Annotated in this window: 16 protein-coding genes; 13 read left to right on the top strand and 3 right to left on the bottom strand. The window is 43.2% G+C overall.

The annotated features are described in order from the left end of the window. Nucleotides 1–141: 141 nt before the first annotated feature. The 3 genes from AC4HAN_RS02020 (at nucleotide 142) to AC4HAN_RS02010 (ending at nucleotide 5,151) form a co-directional block, all read left to right on the top strand. Nucleotides 142–1,314: a sialidase family protein gene (locus AC4HAN_RS02020; protein ID WP_491090881.1), complete on the top strand. Its 1,173-nt coding sequence runs from the start codon at nucleotides 142–144 to the stop codon at nucleotides 1,312–1,314. A 227-nt stretch (nucleotides 1,315–1,541) separates the two neighbouring features. Continuing rightward, the gene (locus AC4HAN_RS02015) at nucleotides 1,542–4,223 is read left to right on the top strand and encodes a cation-translocating P-type ATPase (protein ID WP_491090879.1); all 2,682 of its coding nucleotides are present in this window, start codon (nucleotides 1,542–1,544) and stop codon (nucleotides 4,221–4,223) included. Nucleotides 4,224–4,398: 175 nt separating this feature from the next. Then, entirely contained in the window at nucleotides 4,399–5,151 is a 753-nt protein-coding gene (locus AC4HAN_RS02010; protein ID WP_491090878.1) for a glycerophosphodiester phosphodiesterase, read from the top strand. A 167-nt stretch (nucleotides 5,152–5,318) separates the two neighbouring features. Here the strand turns inward: AC4HAN_RS02010 and AC4HAN_RS02005 are convergent, their stop codons facing one another. After that, on the bottom strand, nucleotides 5,319–6,176 hold the full coding sequence (locus tag AC4HAN_RS02005; protein ID WP_491090877.1) for a metallophosphoesterase: 858 nt from the start codon (nucleotides 6,174–6,176) through the stop codon (nucleotides 5,319–5,321). A 91-nt stretch (nucleotides 6,177–6,267) separates the two neighbouring features. Between AC4HAN_RS02005 and AC4HAN_RS02000 the strand changes: the two genes are divergently transcribed. The 6 genes from AC4HAN_RS02000 (at nucleotide 6,268) to ftsX (ending at nucleotide 12,658) form a co-directional block, all read left to right on the top strand. Beyond that, on the top strand, nucleotides 6,268–6,417 hold the full coding sequence (locus tag AC4HAN_RS02000) for a hypothetical protein (protein WP_491090876.1): 150 nt from the start codon (nucleotides 6,268–6,270) through the stop codon (nucleotides 6,415–6,417). Nucleotides 6,418–6,587: 170 nt separating this feature from the next. Beyond that, nucleotides 6,588–8,510, top strand: coding sequence for a fructose-1,6-bisphosphatase (locus AC4HAN_RS01995; RefSeq protein ID WP_491090875.1), 1,923 nt, complete (start codon nucleotides 6,588–6,590; stop codon nucleotides 8,508–8,510). A 198-nt stretch (nucleotides 8,511–8,708) separates the two neighbouring features. Continuing rightward, nucleotides 8,709–9,827, top strand: a complete 1,119-nt coding sequence (gene queG, locus AC4HAN_RS01990) for a tRNA epoxyqueuosine(34) reductase QueG (RefSeq protein WP_491090873.1) — start codon at nucleotides 8,709–8,711, stop codon at nucleotides 9,825–9,827. A gap of 48 nt (nucleotides 9,828–9,875) precedes the next feature. Beyond that, a protein-coding gene (gene prfB / locus AC4HAN_RS01985) for a peptide chain release factor 2 (protein WP_491090872.1) occupies nucleotides 9,876–10,971 on the top strand; the annotation gives its coding sequence in 2 pieces (ribosomal slippage) (nucleotides 9,876–9,947 and nucleotides 9,949–10,971; 1,095 coding nt in all). Nucleotides 10,972–11,037: 66 nt separating this feature from the next. After that, nucleotides 11,038–11,730 (top strand): cell division ATP-binding protein FtsE, encoded by a 693-nt coding sequence (ftsE, locus tag AC4HAN_RS01980; RefSeq protein WP_491090870.1) that lies wholly within the window; start codon nucleotides 11,038–11,040, stop codon nucleotides 11,728–11,730. Beyond that, complete coding sequence (gene ftsX, locus AC4HAN_RS01975; RefSeq protein WP_491090868.1) at nucleotides 11,723–12,658, top strand: permease-like cell division protein FtsX; 936 nt, start codon at nucleotides 11,723–11,725, stop codon at nucleotides 12,656–12,658. Before ftsE ends, ftsX begins: the two co-directional genes overlap by 8 nt. A gap of 161 nt (nucleotides 12,659–12,819) precedes the next feature. Here the strand turns inward: ftsX and AC4HAN_RS01970 are convergent, their stop codons facing one another. Beyond that, the gene (locus tag AC4HAN_RS01970) at nucleotides 12,820–13,452 is read right to left on the bottom strand and encodes an MBL fold metallo-hydrolase (RefSeq protein ID WP_491090866.1); all 633 of its coding nucleotides are present in this window, start codon (nucleotides 13,450–13,452) and stop codon (nucleotides 12,820–12,822) included. A gap of 124 nt (nucleotides 13,453–13,576) precedes the next feature. Between AC4HAN_RS01970 and AC4HAN_RS01965 the strand changes: the two genes are divergently transcribed. The 3 genes from AC4HAN_RS01965 to AC4HAN_RS01955 all read left to right on the top strand — a co-directional run bounded on the left by AC4HAN_RS01965 (nucleotide 13,577) and on the right by AC4HAN_RS01955 (nucleotide 16,560). Then, a complete protein-coding gene (locus tag AC4HAN_RS01965; protein ID WP_491090864.1) occupies nucleotides 13,577–14,341 on the top strand; it encodes a (S)-acetoin forming diacetyl reductase in 765 nt (254 codons plus the stop codon). A gap of 143 nt (nucleotides 14,342–14,484) precedes the next feature. After that, nucleotides 14,485–15,663 (top strand): ATP-grasp domain-containing protein, encoded by a 1,179-nt coding sequence (locus AC4HAN_RS01960; protein ID WP_491090862.1) that lies wholly within the window; start codon nucleotides 14,485–14,487, stop codon nucleotides 15,661–15,663. Between the two features lie 144 nt (nucleotides 15,664–15,807). Then, entirely contained in the window at nucleotides 15,808–16,560 is a 753-nt protein-coding gene (locus tag AC4HAN_RS01955; protein ID WP_491090861.1) for an esterase family protein, read from the top strand. A 75-nt stretch (nucleotides 16,561–16,635) separates the two neighbouring features. Here the strand turns inward: AC4HAN_RS01955 and AC4HAN_RS01950 are convergent, their stop codons facing one another. Beyond that, nucleotides 16,636–17,469, bottom strand: coding sequence for an alpha/beta hydrolase (locus tag AC4HAN_RS01950; RefSeq protein WP_491090860.1), 834 nt, complete (start codon nucleotides 17,467–17,469; stop codon nucleotides 16,636–16,638). Between the two features lie 163 nt (nucleotides 17,470–17,632). Between AC4HAN_RS01950 and AC4HAN_RS01945 the strand changes: the two genes are divergently transcribed. Beyond that, nucleotides 17,633–20,098 carry a bifunctional DnaQ family exonuclease/ATP-dependent helicase gene (locus tag AC4HAN_RS01945; protein ID WP_491090858.1) on the top strand — a complete coding sequence of 822 codons (2,466 nt, stop codon included), beginning with the start codon at nucleotides 17,633–17,635 and terminating at the stop codon, nucleotides 20,096–20,098. Nucleotides 20,099–20,302 lie beyond the last annotated feature (204 nt).

Here is a 20,302-nt window from a genome sequence, read left to right as displayed (position 1 = left end):
AACTTGTTTAATGAAGACAGCAGCAAGAATGATTCCTATTTGTTTTCTTATAGAGAAAAAGGGCACAAAATAGTTTGTAGATGGACCCTTAACTTTTACAAAAACAGTCATAAAATAAGAAATAAAATAAAGAGGTGAACTATGGTTACAGAGCTACCAAAGGTAAGAATGTCAGACCCTGATGGGGTTGTTTATCGAGATGAATTTTTGGGTGTAGATTTTTCCCTGATCCCAACTGGCGGCAAAGCAACAGCTCACGCTCCCGCTTTAATCGAAACCAAAGACGGCGGTCTCTTATGTGCTTGGTTCGCAGGAAGTTTTGAAGGCAGCGGTGATATTTCTATTGCTCTTTCTAAACTTGACCCAGAAAGGCAAGTCTGGTCTGTTCCTGTTATTGTTTCTAAGGGGAAGGACAGAAGTGAGCAAAATCCTGCCTTTTTCCGTGCTCCCGATGGGCAAATTTGGCTGATTTATACGTCTCAGCTCAGCCGTCAAGAAGGCAAGGATAACATGCAATTTACTTCCGTTATCATGGTTCAAAAATCAAGTGATGAAGGCCAGACATGGGGAGAGCCAGAGGTTCTCTTCCCAGAAGAAGGAACCTTCTCGCGTCAGGCGATTCAGATTTTGAGCAACGGCCGCTGGATTTTTGCAACTTGGCTGTGTGAAGATTCAGCAGAAGGCTTGACTAATGACCCAACTGAATTTCGGGTTTCTGATGATGACGGTCAAACTTGGAAACGTGTTCGCATGCCGGAAAGCAATGGCCGGGTACATGCTAATATTATTGAAACAGAACCAGGACATTTAGTGGCTTTTATGAGAAGCCGTTTTGCAGACAATATTTATACTAGTGAGTCTCATGATTTCGGCGATACATGGACTGTACCGCAAAGAACTGTTTTACCCAATAATAATGCCAGCATCAGTGCTGTCAAGTTGCAGTCAGGTGAAATTGCTCTGGCCTATAATGTTAATGCCGCTCCTCATCCAGAATTTGGCAAGGTTGCTTGGCCGGGCCTGCGTAATCCAGTTGCTGTTTCAATCTCAGAAGATTTTGGGCAAACTTGGCCTATCGGCCGAATTTTCGAAGCGGCAGAAGGGTTTATGGGAACAGAAAACAAAACAAATAATGCCCAATACGAATATCCAACGCTTTATCAGACTAAAGACGGATTGCTGCATCTTGTTTATGCCTACAAGAACAGACTTTGTGTCAAGTATGTACGTTTTTCAGTAGCCGATGTCTTCGGTGAAAAAAGAGAAGCAGATGCTGTTTACAACCCAACTTCAGGTGAAGGTGTTGAAAAATGAAAAACTTTGACTTTCTTAAATCTGCTGAAATAAAACGTTTTTATTTTTTAAAATATTGAAAAGGCTTTTATTTATGGTATAATGAAAGTTATCAAGGGAGTAGCTAGCGGTTTTGCCGTGATGTTGTCGTCAATACGAAACTGTTTTCCGGCAACATATTAAATAGCGAGACTTGTTTATCAAATAAACAGGTCTTTTTCTTTTAAAGACCGAGAAGGAGAAATATTTTGTCGAAAGAACAAAGAAAAGAAGCTTTCTATGTCCAAGACGAAAAGACTGTCTTATCCAGTTTGGAGACCTCTAAAAAGGGGCTGACAACTGCTGAGGCCAAACAGCGTCTGGCTGATTACGGACACAATGAATTGGATGAGGACGAAAAGCGTTCGATATTCGCTAAGTTCATGGATCAATTCAAAGACTTAATGATTATCATTTTGCTTGTGGCTGCTGTGCTTTCAGTGATTACTGAAGGGATGGAAGGCCTGACAGATGCTGTCATTATCCTTGTGGTTGTTGTCCTTAATGCAGCTTTTGGGGTCTATCAGGAAGGTCAGGCAGAAGCGGCTATTGAAGCTCTTAAATCAATGTCCAGTCCTTTAGCGCGTGTCCGCCGTGACGGGCATGTAACGGAGGTTGACTCTAAAGAATTGGTTCCCGGTGATGTGGTCCTGCTGGAAGCGGGCGATGTTGTGCCGGCTGATATGCGGCTGCTGGAAGCGGCTTCGCTGAAAATTGAAGAAGCAGCTCTGACGGGTGAATCGGTTCCTGTTGACAAAGATTTGGCAGCTGAAATTGCTGAGGATGCCGGTATCGGCGACCGTTTAAACATGGCCTATCAAAATTCCAATGTCACTTACGGCCGCGGTATGGGTGTGGTTACCAACACCGGTATGTTTACAGAAGTCGGTCATATTGCCGGCATGCTTGCCAATGCTGATGAAACCGATACACCGCTGAAACAAAACCTCAATCAACTTTCCAAAGTTTTAACTTATTTGGTTGTGGCGATTGCCATTATTACCTTTATTGTCGGTGTCTTTGTCCGTCATGAGCCGCCGCTTAAAGGTTTGATGACTGCGGTTGCTTTGGCCGTAGCTGCTATTCCTGAAGGACTGCCGGCGATTGTTACGGTTGTGCTTTCTCTGGGAACTCAGACACTGGCTAAACGTAAGTCTATTGTCCGTAAACTGCCGGCTGTTGAAACACTCGGGTCAACCGAAATTATTGCTTCGGATAAGACCGGGACGCTGACCATGAACCAAATGACTGTTGAAAAATTATACTACAGCGGTCAGCTGGTTGATGCTAATGATGATATTGATACTGACAATATGGCGCTGCGGGTCATGAATTTTGCCAATGACAGCAAACTTGATGTCAACGGAAAATTACTGGGGGATCCTACTGAAACCGCCCTTGTGCAGTACGGCTTGGATCATAATTTTGATATTCGTGATGTTCTCAAGGCAGAACCGCGCGTAGCAGAGCTGCCGTTTGATTCTGATCGCAAACTGATGTCAACCATTCATAAGATAGATCAGGATCAGTACCTCATTGCGGTAAAAGGAGCGCCCGATCAGCTCCTTAAACGTATCACCCAGATTGAGGAAAACGGAACAGTTCGTCCGATTACTGAAGACGATAAAAAGACCATCCTTGCAACCAACAAATCGCTTGCTAAGCAAGCTCTCCGCGTTCTCATGATGGCCTATAAGTACGATAATCAGATTCCGACTTTGGAAACAGAAGTTGTTGAAAACAACCTGATTTTTGCAGGTCTTGTCGGAATGATTGACCCGGAACGTCCGGAAGCTGCAGACGCTGTTCGTGTAGCCAAGGAAGCCGGTATTCGTCCGATTATGATTACCGGAGATCACCAAGATACAGCAGAAGCGATTGCTAAACGTCTGGGTATCATTGATGATGATGGCGTTGACCATGTATTTACAGGTGCAGAACTCAATGAGATTTCTGACGAGGACTTCCAAAAGGTCTTCAAGCAATACTCTGTTTATGCGCGTGTTTCGCCGGAACACAAGGTTCGTATTGTCAAGGCTTGGCAAAATGAAGGCAAGGTTGTTGCCATGACCGGTGACGGGGTTAACGATGCACCGTCTCTGAAAACAGCCGATATTGGTATTGGTATGGGAATTACCGGTACGGAAGTTTCTAAAGGTGCTTCTGATATGGTTCTTGCCGATGATAACTTCGCAACCATTATCGTAGCTGTCGAAGAAGGGCGCAAGGTCTTCTCCAATATCCAAAAATCTATCCAATACTTGCTTTCAGCTAACATGGCCGAAGTCTTCACCATCTTCTTTGCGACACTGTTTGGCTGGGATGTGCTTGAACCTGTTCATTTGCTTTGGATCAATCTGGTAACGGATACGCTGCCAGCGATTGCGCTTGGGGTTGAGCCTGCTGAGCCTGGTGTCATGAAACATAAACCGCGCGGCCGCAAGTCAAGCTTCTTCTCAGGCGGTGTTATGGGAGCCATAATTTATCAAGGTCTCCTGCAGACACTTCTGGTACTTGGTGTTTACGGATGGTCTCTGCTTTATCCGGAACATTCAGCCATGCGGGATATCCATGAAGATGCCTTAACGATGGCCTTTGCTACTTTGGGCTTAATTCAGCTTGTTCATGCGTATAATGTTAAGTCTGTTTACCAATCTGTCTTTAAAGTCGGACTTTTCCGCAACAAGCTCTTCAACTGGTCCATTCCTTTGGCCTTCATTATTCTGATGGTCACAATCGTTGTTCCGGGCTTTAATAAATTCTTCCACGTGGCGCATTTGAGTGTGACGCAGTGGCTGGCTGTTATTATAGGAAGTCTGCTCATGCTGGTTATTGTTGAAATAGTCAAAGCTGTTCAGCGGGCATTGGGACAAGATCAAAAAGCTATTTAAAAGTTGGGCGTCTAAAGTCCATTTAAGGAAAGCTGCAGTGCTTTCCTTTTTTATATGCTGAAAGCGAGCTGGATAAATTTTCACTTGATGAAACGGTTATTTCTAGTCGGAATAAGTGTTTCAGGTAAGAATTTATGGTAAAATAAAGTTACTTTATGTATTTAGAAAGAAACTGATGACTCAAATTTTTGCTCACAGAGGAAGTAAATCCAACCGTCCGGAAAATACAATGGCTGCTTTTGCGGAGGCGGCAGGTGTTGGCAGCGACGGCATTGAACTTGATGTTCACCGAACCAAAGACAATCAGCTGGTTGTTATTCATGATGAGTCTGTTGACCGCACGACAAACGGTCGGGGGCTTGTGCGGCATCTGACTTTGCAGCAGGTTAAAACCCTTGATGCCGGATCATGGTTTCATCCGTCTTATTTTCGTGAAAAAGTGCCAACTCTGGAAGAGGTTCTAACTTTTTTAGAGGAGCATCACTTTACAGGCATTCTGAATATTGAGCTGAAAACTAATAGGTACCCTTATCCTAAAATTGAAAAACAGATTGCACAGTTGATGCTTGCTAAAAAAAGGCCTTTTTCTCATATGTATTCCAGTTTTAATTTCTTTAGTTTGTTTCTAATGAAAAAGCACGATCCCAAGGCTGAGCGGGCTTATTTGGTAAAACTAAAACCCTTTTATTACTGGCTGGGACGGCATTTAAAGTTTATTGAAACAATACACTGTCATCGTTCGTACTTTTTGGACAGCAAGTCTCAAAAAGGAAAGCAAAAGCCGCTCAGGCTTTGGACTGTCAATAAAAAAAGTGATATGAAAAAAGCTTATTTAGCTGGTGTTAAAGGCATTATTACAGATAAACCGGAAGAAGCGGACAGAGTCAGAAGGTCTCTGTCACAGACGGAAATAAAGCACAGCAGTTGAGGGGATTTTGCCTTTTTCACCAGTATTTTGAAAATCCCGGCAAACTGTATTTTCAAAGCTGGGAAGAAAATAAGTGCTTCTGGAGGCGCTTTATGCTTTTCAAAAAAGACTGACAATTATTTTTGCCAGTCTTTTTTTGTTTGCATAAGAGTGTTAGCGCTAGGGCTTTAAAGATCAAATATCGTCATGGAGTTAAGCAGCTCTTTGGCCAAATGTTTGTTCTTATACGCTTGAAAAGCTGTCAGATGTCTGACCGCATTGTAGCGTTTACTGAGATTCCAGCTGCCGGTAGGATTGTATTCGGGGTGCTGATTGACGAAATCAATAGTCAAATCCCATTCTCGGATATAGCCAAGAGGTCTGGAATGATAGGTAACACCATCGAGGGCGACGTCGCCGAAACTTCTGTGAGCATGACCGAAAGTGACGTCTTTGATATTGTGCTGAACAAAGAGGTCGTGGAATTTCTGGCTGCCTAAAAAAGCGTTAAAGGGAGCAAAGCGCGGATGGGTCATAATAAACTGCTCGTGGGGAACAAAGTGCATGGCGACAATTAGCTTTTGACTTTCTAAAGAAGCCAGAGTCTGATCAAGTTTTGCCAATGATTCCTGAGCTATAGCGGGGTCATCTTTCAGCCGCTGCAGGCGCCGATCAAACCAAAATGTTTTTTTCAGCCGCTCGATTTGAGCAGGATCTTGGGCAGAAAAAGAGTAATCATACCAAGCATGAAGCGCCAGCAAAGATGCCTCACCGACCTGATGTGTCTGAAAATCAAAAGCCTGAATATGACGCTCATCTAAATCCAGCATATCATGGTTGCCCAGGTTATAGGTGACGGTCAGATCCTTCTGCAATTCGTCAATAAAAGGAAGCGTGTGGCTGTAAAAATGATTAGAGATATCTCCTGCCAGATGAAGATGGTCAATATGCTGTGCCTGCAGCAATTGCTTAAGAGTCTGCATCTCAAAGGTTCCAAAATGGTTGAGGTCAATGTGGAGATCGCTCATAATAGCAAGTTTTGTCATAAAAATATTGTACCACGATTTTTCAAAATGAGAGGGGCAGAAAGATTGCGACAACCATTTTTGCAAAAATTAATTGTACATACTGGCTGATTTGAACAAAAATAAGGCTCCTGAAGATTGTCTGCCTTATGCTGTGGCAGCAGGAACAGCCAACGCTTTGTCGCCGCATACGGGGCATTTTAAGCAAGAAGATCTAGACTGGATTTATCAGGAAGTTCACGTAGACATTTTGGATAATTAGCAGGTTCAAGCAGGGCTGTTTTGGTAATTTAGTGGGGCTGGAAATGCCGCCTGCCGTTGATTGACAGCGCTGCCAAAAAGCTTTATAATTTTTTATGCAGCTGCTGTTTACTGCAGAAGCTTTTTAGCATGGTCAGCGATTTTTTGGAGTGTATAGCTAAAGGAGGACAAATGAAGGCCTTTTATCAACTACTTAAAGAAAAATTTCCCACCAGAGCAGATATTCTGACTGAAATTATCAATCTGGAAGCGATTTGCCATCTGCCTAAGGGAACCGAGCATTTCGTCAGCGACCTGCATGGGGAATACCCGGCCTTTGATTATATTTTGAGAACCTGCTCAGGCTCTATTAAGTCTAAAATTCAGGAGTGTTTTGACCTCTATCAGCTGTCTGCTATAGATGTTCAAGAGTTCTGCCTCTTTGTTTACTATCCTGAACAAAAAATAGCTCTTGACAGGCAAGGCCTCTCGCAAGATGCTCTGCAGGAAAAGCTGATTACTTTGGTACCCGTTCAGATTCAGGTTCTGAAATATCTTGGCAATAAGTACACGCGCTCCAAGGTCCGCAAAAGTCTGCCGGCTAATTTTGCTTATATTATCGAAGAACTCTTGGCAGAAATAGAAAGAAACCCTGATAAGGAAAACTACTTTGATGCAATCATTGACAAGATTACCGAACTTAACCAGTTGGAAGAGCTGGTCATTGCTCTATCCTATGTCATTCAGCGCTTAGCTGTAGATGTCTTGCACGTTGTCGGTGATATTTATGACCGCGGCAAATACCCTGATATCATTTTGAACCGTTTAGAAAAACTGCCCAATGTTGACATTCAGTGGGGTAACCATGACATTACCTGGATGGGCGCTGTTTCGGGCTCTTATGTCTGTATGATCAATGTCATTCGCATTGCTGCCAGATATAATAATTTAACTTTGATTGAAGACCGCTACGGCATTAATCTGAGAAAACTGGTTGATTACAGCCGCAAATATTATCAGCCTGTGCCGGCTTTTGATCCTATTTTAGATGAGGGACGGCTGTCTCAGGAAGATAGTGACTTGCTCAATCTTGTTCAGCAGGCCACAGCTATTTTACAATTTAAATTAGAAAGCCGTTTAATTCACCGTCGGCCGGATTTCCAGCTGGAGCACCGGCAGGTTTTGGATATGATAGACTATGCGAATAAGACAATTTGCCTGCAAGGCAAAGAGTATGCCCTGTCAGATTTCAACAGCAGCCGTATTGTGCCTGACAAGCCCTATGCACTAGATGCAGAAGAAGAAAAACTTCTGCAGCAGCTGATGCATGCCTTTCGGACATCAGAAAGCTTGAAGCGCCATGTTGATTTTTTATTTGAAAAAGGTTCCATGTATTTGCAGTACAACGGCAATTTGCTTTTTCACGGCTGCATTCCCCTGCATGAAAACGGTGATTTTAAATCATTGAAAATCAAGGACCGCAGCTATTCCGGCAAAGAATTGCTGGATTTATATGAGAAGGAAATTCGCCAGTCTTATCGGCATCCTGATAAGCACGAGGACTTTTCAACGGATTTGTTTTGGTATCTCTGGATTGGTGAAAATTCCTCTCTTTTCGGGAAAAAAGCCATGACCACATTTGAACGGTATTTCATTGAAGATAAGGCAACGCATGAAGAAATCAAAAATCCTTATTACCGGCTGCGAAATAACGAAAGTATCTGCCGGGATATCCTCAAGGAATTTGGCTTGAGTGAAGAAGGACACATTATCAACGGCCACACGCCTGTAAAGGAAAAAGACGGCGAGAACCCTGTTAAGGCGGGCGGTAAAATGCTTGTTATCGACGGCGGTTTTGCCAAAGCCTATCAAAAGAAAACAGGTCTTGCAGGCTATACCTTGGTTTTTAACAGCTATGGCATGCTTCTGGTGGCACACCAGCCCTTTACAAACAGTCAGGATGTTTTAATGGGCAAGTATGATATCCTTTCAGCCAGACGTCTGGTTGAGGAGTCGAGCCGCCGTATTTTAGTCAAAGATACCAATATCGGACATCGTATTTGCGATGAAATTAAACATCTGGAGTATCTTTATCAGCATTTTGATAAGTATTAACAGCTGATTTGAAGCACTCTGTCTGCTTAAGCAAAGTGAGCCTGAATCAGCTTTACTTTCGCATCGCTTCAAGCTGTACAAACAGCGGGGCAAGAGAATCAGCACCGTCAGCTGACTGATTTTCTGCCCTGCTTTTTTAGCTGCGCTTCTGTCAGCCTGCGACTTGCTCTCTGTTTAAAAATCCTTTAAGATAGACTTATGAACATTAAAGAAGAAATCCAAAGACTGGCCCGGGAAATCGGGATTTCAAAGATTGGCTTTACAACTGCCGATGATTTTGCTTACTTGGAAAAATCGCTGCGCGCTTCAGTTGAGGAAGGGCGTTCTTCAGGTTTTGAACATAAAAATATTGAAGAGCGGATTAAACCTAAGCTTTCTCTAGCAAGCGCCAAAACCATCATTTCCATTGCTGTAGCCTATCCGCACAGGCTGCCTGTGAAACCGCCTAAAACACAGTACCGGCGCGGCAAGATTACTCCTAACAGCTGGGGCTTGGATTACCATTATGTTCTGGAGGATAAGCTCCAACGCTTAGCTGAGGGAATCGAAAAACTGACGGAACATTTTGAGTATAAAGGAATGGTGGACACCGGAGCCCTGGTCGATACAGCCGTGGCTCAGCGGGCCGGCATTGGTTTTATCGGCAAAAACGGTTTGGTCATTTCCAAAGAATTCGGCTCTTACATGTATCTGGGAGAATTGATTACCAATCTGGAAATTGAGCCGGACAGTCCTGTAGATTATGACTGCGGAGACTGCCGCCGCTGTCTGGATGCCTGTCCGACGTCCTGTTTGCTGGGGGATGGCACCATGAACGCTAAGCGCTGTCTTTCCTTTCAGACACAGGATAAGGGCATGATGGATCTGGAATTCAGAAAGAAAATGAAGACGGTTATTTATGGCTGCGATATTTGCCAGATTTGCTGCCCCTATAATAAAGGGCTCAATAACCCATTGGCCAGTCCTATTGATCCTGAATTGGCAGAACCAGAACTGATTCCTTTTTTAAATTTATCTAACAGTCAGTTTACGAAAAAATTCGGCAGGATTGCCGGTTCCTGGCGGGGAAAGAATATTTTGCAGCGCAATGCTATCATTGCTCTGGCTAATGCTCATGATAAAAGTGCCGTTGTCAAGCTCCTAGAAATCATTGACAGCAGCCAAAATCCCATTCATCGGGCAACAGCCATCTGGGCCTTGGGAGAGATTGTCAAAAAACCGACAGAGGAATTGCGGGACTTTATTTTAAGCATTGATTCAGAAAATGACGATATCATAAAAGAAAGAAATGCCCTGATTAATAGATGGCAATTTTAATTGAACTATGTTAGAATAAAACAGATACTGGAAAATGAGGTATGAAATATGGATATGGCAGAAATGCGCCAAAAATTAGCAGAAAATAAAGAAAAGCTGACTGGCTTTGGGAGGTCTCTTTGACTTAGACCGCTTGGAAGAAGAGATCGCTCTCTTAGAAAATCGGATGACTGAGCCTGACTTTTGGGATGACAACAGTGCTGCTCAAAAGACTTCACAAGAGCTGAGCGACTTAAAACTCAAGTATGATACTTTCCATAACATGGAAAATTTAGCCGATGAGGCTGAGATTTTATATGAATTAGCAGAAGAAGAACCCTCAATGCAGGCTGAATTGGAAGAAAGTCTGGAAAAGCTGGACAAGATGATGACCAGCTATGAAATGACGCTTCTTTTATCAGAACCCTATGATGCTAATAATGCTATCTTGGAAATCCACCCGGGTTCCGGCGGTACAGAAGCTCAGGACTGGGGAGACATGCTGCTGCGGATGTATACCCGTTTTGGCAACAGCAAAAATTTCAAAGTCGAAGTCTTAGATTATCAAGCGGGCGATGAAGCCGGCATTAAGTCTGTAACCCTGTCCTTTGAAGGGCCTAATGCTTACGGACTTTTGAAGTCAGAGATGGGGGTTCACCGTTTGGTAAGAATCTCACCGTTTGACTCGGCTAAACGCCGTCACACCTCCTTTGCATCTGTTGAAGTCATGCCTGAACTTGATGATACGATTGAAGTGGATATTCGGGATGAGGATATTAAGATGGACACTTTCCGTTCCGGAGGAGCCGGCGGTCAAAACGTCAACAAAGTTTCAACAGGTGTTCGCCTGACCCATATACCAACGGGTATCGTAGTAGCTTCAACAGTCGACCGGACGCAGTACGGCAACCGAGACCGAGCTATGAAAATGCTGCAGGCTAAACTCTATCAGCAGGAACAGGAAAAGAAAGCTCAGGAAGTAGATGCTCTTAAGGGTGATAAAAAAGAAATCACCTGGGGCAGTCAGATTCGTTCCTATGTGTTTACCCCCTATACCATGGTCAAAGACCACCGCACAGGCTATGAAGTGGCACAGGTTGACAAGGTTATGGACGGTGATTTGGATGGCTTCATTGATGCCTTTTTAAAATGGCGTATGGAGTAGAAAACCAGTTTTTACAAAGGAGAACTATTCTCCAAAGATATTATTAAAGAAAAGGAAATGCAAGACATGGCATTAATTCAAATGAAAGGTGTTACCAAAAAGTATCACCGCAGTACAACTGCCTTGAGAAATGTATCGCTTTCTGTCAATCAAGGTGAATTTGTCTATCTGGTAGGGCCGTCAGGTGCAGGGAAGTCCACCCTTATCAGACTGCTTTACCGTGAAGAAAGAACGACCAAAGGCTCTCTTAAGGTCGGCAAATTTAATCTGGCCAGAATGAAAAAGCGGGATATTCCCATTCTTCGCCGCGGTATCGGTGTTGTCTTTCAGGACTATAAACTTCTGCCCAATAAAACAGTGTTTGAAAACATCGCTTTTGCCATGGAAGTTATCGGCGAAAAGCCGCGTGTGATTAAAAAACGTGTAGCAGAAGTGCTTGACTTGGTCGGACTCAAAAATAAAATGCGCTCTTTTCCCGATCAGCTCTCAGGAGGGGAGCAGCAGCGGGTAGCCATTGCTAGAGCTATTGTCAATAATCCTAAGGTTTTGATTGCCGATGAACCGACAGGAAATCTGGACCCTGAAATTTCATGGGAAATTATGCAGTTGCTGGAACGTATTAACCTTCAGGGAACTACTGTTTTGATGGCAACCCATAATCGTCAGATTGTAGATACACTTCGCCACCGTGTGGTTGCCATTGAAGACGGCCGCATTGTCCGCGACGAAGAGGAAGGAGATTACGGATATAATGATTAGAAGATTTTTCCGTCACTTATGGCAGTCCATTAAAAATATCAAGCGCAATGGCTGGATGTCTATTGCAGCCATCACTTCTGTAGCGATTACCCTGACCTTGGTCGGCATCTTTGCAGCTTTTCTCTTGAATACCGAAAAATTAGCATCCGGCATTGAAAAAAATGTTCAGATCAACACCTATTTGCAGGTTGATTCCAAAGATAATGTGCAGTCTTATGTTGATCCTGACAATTCAAACAAAAAGATTGATAACCCTGACTACCACAAGGTTTATAATCAGATTAAAAAGATCAAAAATGTTAAAACGATTACCTTTTCAAGTAAGGATGAACAATTAGAAAAATTAAAGAAAACCATGGGTGACGACTGGACCCTGTTTGACGGGGACTCCAATCCTTTGTACGATGTTTACATTGTGCAGACAACCTCACCTCGCAAGGTTAAAACAGTCGCCAAAGCCATCAACAAAATTTCAGGTGTTGACTCAGTAGCCTACGGCGGTACAGATACAGACCGTATCTTTAGTCTTGCTAACTTCGTTCGAACCTGGGGGCTTGTCGGAACAGGACTTTTGGTTCTGGTTGCTATTTTCCTGATTTCCAATACCATTCGAATCACCATTCTTTCCCGCCGCAATGAAATTCAGATTATGCGTCTGGTCGGTGCTAAAAACGGTTATATCAGAATGCCTTTCTTCTTTGAAGGTGCTTGGGTAGGACTTCTTGGCGCGATTGTTCCGTCATTGATTGTCTTTTATCTCTATCAGTTTGCCTTTGATCAGTTTAACCCTAATCTGGCAACTCAAAATTTGTCTCTTTATGAGCCTAATCCATTTGTCTTTTATCTGATTGGAGCGATGTTTGTCATTGGTATTATTATCGGCTCCATTGGTTCCGTGTTATCTATGAGACGCTTCTTAAAGATATAAGAAAATGAATTACTGATAATCTCCTCAGACTGTAACTGCAAAGGGAGCAGAATCAAAACCGATTTCTAATAAATTACGGTTTTGATTCTGCTCCCTTTTGTCTGATTTGATCAGTCCGTTTTGAGTGCTTCAGCCATTTTATAAGAGGTTTTATGCCTCAGCTAAAAGAAAGGATTGAAATTCTTTTCGTGACCGATATGGGTTGCAGATCCATGTCCTGGGAAAACCTGAAAGTGATTGGGGAGAGTAAAGAGCTTTTCTTTGATGCTGTTAATGAGCTGATCAAAATTGCCGGTCGGCAGATCAGTGCGGCCAATAGCTTCTCTAAAAAGAGCATCGCCTGAGAAAACACTTTCCTCCTCATCAAAGATAAAAGAGACACTTCCCCAGGAATGGCCGGGGGTCGGAACCACTTTGAAAGTAAATCCGGACAGCTGATAAATCTTATCATAGTCAAAGTAAAAATCAGCAGGAGCCACGATAACGTCTTCCATGTCATCATGACGGGCAAGTCCGGACAGGTTGTCTACTGGGCTTGTCAGCCAAGAAGCTTCTTTTTCAGAAATATAGACGGGCGGGAAGTCAAAGTTTTGGCGCACCGCATCAAGGCTCATAATGTGATCATAGTGGGCATGAGTGAGCAAAACAGCAGCAATCGGCTTGTTGATTGTTTTTAACTGTGCTATGATCTCATCAGTGTTGCTTCCCGGATCAATCAGGAGAACAGCTTGATCATTGATAAGGTAGTAGGTGTTTTCAAGTGCAGCGTCATTTAATGTTTGTAAAATTTCCATACCTTTAGTTTAACAAAATTGTTTTTCTTTTGAAATTAAAAAGAAAGAAATTGAACAATATTTTACATTGACTTTTTGCCATGTCCTGTTTATACTGCTGCTATATGGGAAATGGAGGTTTTTTATGACAAAAGTTGCTATTGTTACTGGTGCAGGACAGGGAATTGGTCTTGCTATTGCCAAGCGTCTTCACAAGGATGGCTTTAAGGTAGCTATTCTTGATTATAATACTCAGGCAGCCCAGGATGCTGCTGCCAGTCTTTCAGAAACAGATGCTCTTGCTCTCAGCGTAGATGTATCTAAGCGTGAAGATGTTTTTGCAGCCTTTGACAAGGTTGTTGAAAAATTTGGTGATTTGACTGTTGTTGTCAATAATGCCGGACTTGGTCCGACAACTCCGGTTGAATCAATCACTGAAGAGCAATTTAAGCAGGTTTACGGTGTTAATGTCGGCGGTGTCATCTGGGGAATACAGGCAGCTCAGAAGCATTTTAAAGCTTTGGGGCACGGCGGCAAAATTATTAATGCCACCTCTCAGGCAGGAGTGGTTGGCAATCCTGAATTAACCCTTTATTCAGGAACAAAATTTGCCGTGCGCGGTATCACGCAGGTAACAGCGCGTGATTTAGCCAAGGACGGCATCACTGTTAACGCCTTTGCACCTGGTATTGTCAAGACACCGATGATGTATGACATTGCTCACAAAGTTGGCAAAAACGCCGGCAAGGATGACGAGTGGGGCATGCAGCAGTTTGCTAAGGATATTACCCTGCAGCGTTTGTCAGAGCCGGAAGATGTAGCCAATGTTGTTGCTTTCTTGGCAGGACCTGATTCGGATTATGTTACGGGTCAAACCCTGCTTGTTGATGGCGGCATGCAGTTTCATTAAAATATTGGGAAAAGGCCTCAGGGTCTTTTTTCATTTTGCGTATCTTTTAACAAGTAAATAATCAGAAAATTTTGTCATTTCCATAGAATTATCCTAAAAATTATGCTAGACTAAAGAAGTAGAAACAAAAAGAGGATTTATTGATGGATAGAAAAATGAATTTTGTAATGATTTCCCCCCATTTTCCGGCAAATTTTGAAACCTTTGCCCACCGTTTGTATGAAAACGGCATAAATACTTTGGGGATTGCGGATGCTCCCTATGAACAGCTAAGCCAAGGACTGCGCGATCATTTAACCGAATATTACCGTGTGGATAATATGGAAGACTATGATCAGGTTTACCGTGCTGTCGCTTATTTTGCCCATAAATATGGGAAAATTGACCGCATTGAGTCGCATAATGAATACTGGCTGGAATTAGACGCCCGCTTGCGGAATGATTTCAATGTGTTTGGTTATAAAAATGAGGATATGCTGTCCATCAAGACCAAGGCACAGATGAAAGAAATCTTCCGCAAGACCGGCTTAAAAGTTGCCCGCGGACGTGTCTTTACCGGAGCTGACGATGCCCGAACCTTGACCAAAGAGCTCGGCTTTCCGGTTATTATTAAACCCAACTCCGGGGTTGGGGCTTCCGATACTTATAAGATTAAGTCAGCTGCAGAACTGGAAGATTTCTTTGGCTATCAAAATCCGGCAGTTGAATACATCATGGAAGAATTCATCGACGGCGATATCATTACCTTTGATGGCTTGACAGATCATGACGGCAATATTGTTTTTTATTCCGGTTTGGAATATTCTGAAGCTGTTCTTGATACGGTAGAAAAAGACAGCGATATGTTCTACTATGTTCCCCGCGATTTTTCAGCGGACTTGATTCAGCTGGGTGAAAAGTGTGTTGAAGCCTTCAATGTCAAGGAACGATTTTTCCATTTTGAATTTTTCCGCATTAAAAAGACAAAAGAACTGATGGCGCTGGAAGTGAACTGCCGTCCGCCGGGAGGCCTGACCATTGACATGTGGAATTATGCAGATGACTTTGATATTTTTGATCAATATGCTAAGGTGGTCAGAGACAATCAATTTACAGCAGATGTGCAGCACCGCTACAATGTTGTTTATATTTCGCGTAAGGCCAATAAACGCTATGCTCACACGCTGGAGGACATTAAGGCCCAATACGGACAGCACATCATTGATATCGAATCTGTACCGGGAATTTTTTCAAAAATCATGGGTGAGGTCGGTATTCTTGCACGGACTGAAACAATGGCTGAATTACGGGATATTGTTCAGTTTGCCCATGCTAAAGTGTAAGCTGCTATCATCGAAACAACAAGTGTGAAAGGAATAAGCGCCATTAAAAGACTTGAAAAGGGGCTAAAACCGTTTAACAAATTCTGATTTTAAGCTGTTACCCCATTTCAAGTATTTTTTTGATTCGCTAGTGGTATTTTAACTATGCATTTTGAGAGAAGAAGCCAATGGTCGGGAGAGCTCGGCCGGGAAATGTACTTTAATGTTTACGGCCATGCGGGCAAGCCCGTCATTGTTTTTCCATCGTCAGGCGGCAGCCAAAATGAATATGGCGATTTTGGCATGATTGAAGCCTGTCAGGATTTTATCAACCGCGGTTTGGTTAAATTTTACACGCCCGATTCCCTGGATAAGGAATCTTGGCTGGCTGAAGGAAAGTCGGGTCATGATATGGCCTTAGCCCATGAAGCTTATGATCGCTACATTATTCATGAACTGGTACCGCTGATTCGTTATGAATCCAATTGGGACGGCGGTATGATTGCTACGGGCTGTTCGATGGGAGCTTTTCATACGGTCAATTTTGCTCTGCGCCATCCGGATCTCTTTGATGTTTCTGTTGCCTTATCCGGTGTTTATGATGCGCGCTTTTTCACAGGCGATTTTGCCGGTGATTTAGCTGTCTATTACAATTCGCCTATCGATTATTTGTGGAATCAGAATGATCCGTGGTTTTTGGATCAGTACCGCCGCAATCGTTTTATCGTTGCTGTCGGTCAGGGAGCTTGGGAGGAACCGCATGTGATTGATACGATTCGCCTGCAGGAGGCGTTCGAAGCCAAATCAATTCCGGCCTGGTTTGATTTTTGGGGGCATGATGTTGCCCATGATTGGGAATGGTGGCGCGTGCAGATGCCCTATTTCTTAGGAAAACTGGAAGAAGAAGGACGGATTTGATCTTTCTGAAGCCTTGCAAATCATAAAAAACATGGCAGACCGCTGCGATAATCAGCGGTCTGCCATGTTTTTGTTTTATTCTTGTAGGGTGAATTTTAAAAAGTCAATAAAATGATCTGCCCAGTATTTTTCATGGTGAATTTCATTGGCCATGATATGCAAGTCAATGTTTTTCATAGGATGCCCTGTGCGCAGGAGAGATTGGTAGTAGTGGAGCGTGCAGTCAATGTAGGCCTGATTCATATTGGGAGCAAAGGCTTCGTCCACTTCGTCGCCTTCCTTGGTACCGACCTGAATGAAGACCCTGCTGGTCTTATCCAGAGGATGATGATCGCAAAAGCGCAGGAAATCGCGTTCGCTGAACCAAGATGCTAGGGAAAAGACGCCCAGATTGCCAAAGACTTCGGGGTAAGCGGCTCCCATGTAAGCAGTAATGATGCCGCCCATAGATGACCCAGCCAGTAAAGTGTTTTGGCGGTCAGGTTTGGTTCTGTAATGTTGGTCAATAAAAGGCTTAACCGTATGGACTACCCAGTCACCGTAAGCCATCCCGTCACCGCCGCTGCTGGCAGTTTCGGGTGTTGTTCCTACATCTGTCATCCAAGGAGCATATTCATTGAGCCGGTTGCTGCCGGCATTGTCAATCCCCACGATAATCAGTTTAGGAAGCTCTTTGTGCTGCTTAATAGTAGGGATAATTTTCCAAGAATAACCAGAATAAGATTCCTTGCTGTAAAAGATGTTTTGACCGTCATGCATGTAAAGAACGGGATAAGCGGCCCAGTCTTCTTTATCATAGTCCTTGGGCAAAAGCACCCGAATCCGTCTTTTTTCTTGATAATACGGAACGTCCAAATGATGCTCTATCATTTCAAGATAATAATTATTAAGCTTGGTTTTCTTTTTCACAGCAGTCTCCCTCGTAAAATAGAATTATGCTTATTATAACATAGAACATTTTGAAAAAATAGACGGAACTATTTTTCAACTACAGCAGAGCTCTTGTAGTTGTGCATGTGCAAATAAGAGTAAGCCGTCATTTTTACTTTAAATATGATATAATTTTAGTGTTATGACGGAACGTAATTCAAGAAAATATGCTGTGGTCGATTTGGAGGCAACAAGTGCCAGCAGCTCAGCTTCCATTATCCAAGTAGGCATTGTCATTATTGAAAATAATCGCATTGTACAAACCTATGAAACGGATGTCAACCCTCACGAGAAACTTTCGCAGGCCATCATCGGCTTGACGGGGATTACTGATGCCCGCTTAGAACAAGCCCCTGATTTTTCTGAGGTGGCTGCTGATATTTATGAGCTGATTGCTGACTGTGTTTTTGTTGCTCACAATGTTAAATTTGATGCTAATCTTTTGGCTGAGCACCTTTTTTTAGAAGGCTATGAACTTTTGAGCCCTCGTGTAGATACAGTTGAGCTGGCGCAGGTTTTTTACCCGACTTTTGAAAAATATTCACTGAGCAATCTGACTGAACTTTTGGGAATTGAGCTGTCGGATGCCCACACAGCCATTGCTGATGCCCAAGCAACTGCCGAGCTGTTTTTAAAACTGAAAAAGAAAATGGCTGCTTTGCCTAGGATAACGCTGGAGAAAATCCTTGAATTTTCTGACAGTCTGCTTTATGAGTCCAAGCTTCCGATTGAAGAAGCCTTGGAGCTGGCTCCTGTTTATCTGGCAGAAGGTTATCAGGAAACAGCAGGTCTTGTTTTAAGAAAAGAAGAGCCTGTCCTGCAGGAGCGCCAGCTATCCCAAAATTTTGCAACCAATATCGCTCTTTTGAATCTTGAAGACCGACCCAAGCAGCTGGCATTTGCCAATCTTATTGAAAAACAATTTGACGATCCCAGAGCCAGCTTCATCGAAGCGCAGTCAGGCATCGGCAAAACCTACGGCTACCTGCTGCCTTTGCTTAATAATGCTGCGACAGAGCAGATTATTGTCAGTGTTCCGACTAAGGTGCTGCAGGATCAGATTATGGCTAATGAAGCCAAAGCATTGAGGGAGGTTTTTCACCTTAACTGCCACAGTTTGAAAAGTCCTCAAAACTACCTCAAATTGGACAGTTTTTACGAGACTTTAGCAAGAAGCGATGACAACCGTCTGTTAAACCGCTATAAAATGCAGCTTCTGGTTTGGCTGCTGGAAACAAAAACCGGTGATCTGGATGAAATCAGGCAGAAACAGCGCTATGCCGCTTATTTCGATGAAATCAGGCACGATGGCCGTCTCAGCAGGCACTCGCTTTTTGACGGCTGCGACTTCTGGCAAAAAAGCTATCAGAGGGCTCAGAACAGCCGAATAATTATTACCAATCATGCCTATCTGCTGACACGGATCGAAGATGACAAGGCTTTTGTAGAAAATCAGATTTTAGTTATTGATGAGGCACAAAAATTATTTTTAGCTTTGGAGCAATTTTCACAAAAACAGCTTAACATGACTAAGACCTTGCAGACATTGAGTCAGCTCCTGGAAAATTCTCAGGATATTTTAGAGAAGCGGCTGCTGGAGAGCATCCAGTTTGAACTGAATCATTTGCTGACGCTTTTTTATAAACGAAGAAGAAAGCAGCTTAAAGAAGAGGATGTCAAGCATCTGAGACAGAATCTGGCAGAACTTGATCTTGCGGATTTGGCTGATTTGCAGCAGCTGTTTGCAGAGCCTTTTTCGGATTTTTGGTTTGAAGAAGAAGTTTCTCCGGATCACCGGCTTGTGCTGCTCAAGTCTGCCCGCTTGGATTTTACAGATTTCACCGGTTTTTTGCCGCCGACCAAGAAAACGTATCTGGTTTCGGCTACCCTTCGTATCAGTCCTCAGGTCAGTCTAGCAAATCTGCTGGGCTTTACAACCTTTAGCTTTGACAGTGTGCCCAGTGATAAATCTAAGCAGCAGGCTATTTGGATTGATGAGAGTATGCCTGATATCAGTGAGCTGTCAGATACAGATTATGAGCATCTGCTGGCAGAGCGCCTGCTGCATTTGGCGCAGCTCCAAGAACCTGTGCTTGCGCTCTTTAATTCTAAAAAAACAATGTTTGCCGTGTCTGAACGGCTTGATGAAGCTCAGCTGCCTCATTTAACCCAGGACAAAAACGGGACGGCTTTTAATGTCAAACGGCGCTTTGACCGAGGAGAGACTGGTCTTCTTTTGGGAACCGGCAGTTTTTGGGAGGGAGTTGATTTTGTTGAGCAGGATCGGCTGATTGAAGTTATTACGCGTCTGCCTTTTGACAATCCTGAAAATTTCTTTGTTAAAAAACTGAATCGCAGGCTCAGACAGGAAGGCAAGAATCCTTTCTATGATTATGCCCTGCCCAGTGCAATTTTACGCCTGCGGCAGGCTATCGGCCGAACAAAGCGCAGCAGCAGCCAGCTGTCAGCCATTGTCATTTTAGACAGCCGGATTATACGCAAGAGATATGGTAAGACCATTTATGATGCCTTATCTGCACAGTTCCCTCTTAACAGTCAGGGATTTCAAAAAATCCTCGATGAAACGTCTCGTTTTTTAAGGTCTTGATATCAACCAAAACAGGCACTCCTTTTTGAAATGCCTGTTTTTTGACCTAATCTGAAAGAAAATGATAAATACACAATGAAGGCATCTTTTCAAGTCAAACGTTTTCTAAAATCTTAGTTTTAGCTGTGCGGACCGTTAAGAATATTCAAAATGGCAATTGAAATTTAGGCTATGTTTGATATAATAAAAAGTATTAGTGTATAA

This window comes from Streptococcus sp. ELY_86, from assembly GCF_058314495.1.
This window is presented reverse-complemented; position numbering and strand designations above follow the sequence as displayed.

What these genes read in the sequence shown, in the direction of transcription:
- AC4HAN_RS02010 (WP_491090878.1), top strand. Translation starts at nt 4,399, where the DNA reads ATGACTCAAATTTTTGCTCACAGAGGAAGTAAATCCAACCGTCCGGAA.
- AC4HAN_RS02020 (WP_491090881.1), top strand. Translation starts at nt 142, where the DNA reads ATGGTTACAGAGCTACCAAAGGTAAGAATGTCAGACCCTGATGGGGTT.
- AC4HAN_RS01965 (WP_491090864.1), top strand. Translation starts at nt 13,577, where the DNA reads ATGACAAAAGTTGCTATTGTTACTGGTGCAGGACAGGGAATTGGTCTT.
- AC4HAN_RS01955 (WP_491090861.1), top strand. Translation starts at nt 15,808, where the DNA reads ATGCATTTTGAGAGAAGAAGCCAATGGTCGGGAGAGCTCGGCCGGGAA.
- AC4HAN_RS01960 (WP_491090862.1), top strand. Translation starts at nt 14,485, where the DNA reads ATGGATAGAAAAATGAATTTTGTAATGATTTCCCCCCATTTTCCGGCA.
- AC4HAN_RS02005 (WP_491090877.1), bottom strand. Translation starts at nt 6,176, where the DNA reads ATGACAAAACTTGCTATTATGAGCGATCTCCACATTGACCTCAACCAT.
- AC4HAN_RS01945 (WP_491090858.1), top strand. Translation starts at nt 17,633, where the DNA reads ATGACGGAACGTAATTCAAGAAAATATGCTGTGGTCGATTTGGAGGCA.
- ftsX (WP_491090868.1), top strand. Translation starts at nt 11,723, where the DNA reads ATGATTAGAAGATTTTTCCGTCACTTATGGCAGTCCATTAAAAATATC.
- queG (WP_491090873.1), top strand. Translation starts at nt 8,709, where the DNA reads ATGAACATTAAAGAAGAAATCCAAAGACTGGCCCGGGAAATCGGGATT.
- AC4HAN_RS01970 (WP_491090866.1), bottom strand. Translation starts at nt 13,452, where the DNA reads ATGGAAATTTTACAAACATTAAATGACGCTGCACTTGAAAACACCTAC.
- AC4HAN_RS01995 (WP_491090875.1), top strand. Translation starts at nt 6,588, where the DNA reads ATGAAGGCCTTTTATCAACTACTTAAAGAAAAATTTCCCACCAGAGCA.
- ftsE (WP_491090870.1), top strand. Translation starts at nt 11,038, where the DNA reads ATGGCATTAATTCAAATGAAAGGTGTTACCAAAAAGTATCACCGCAGT.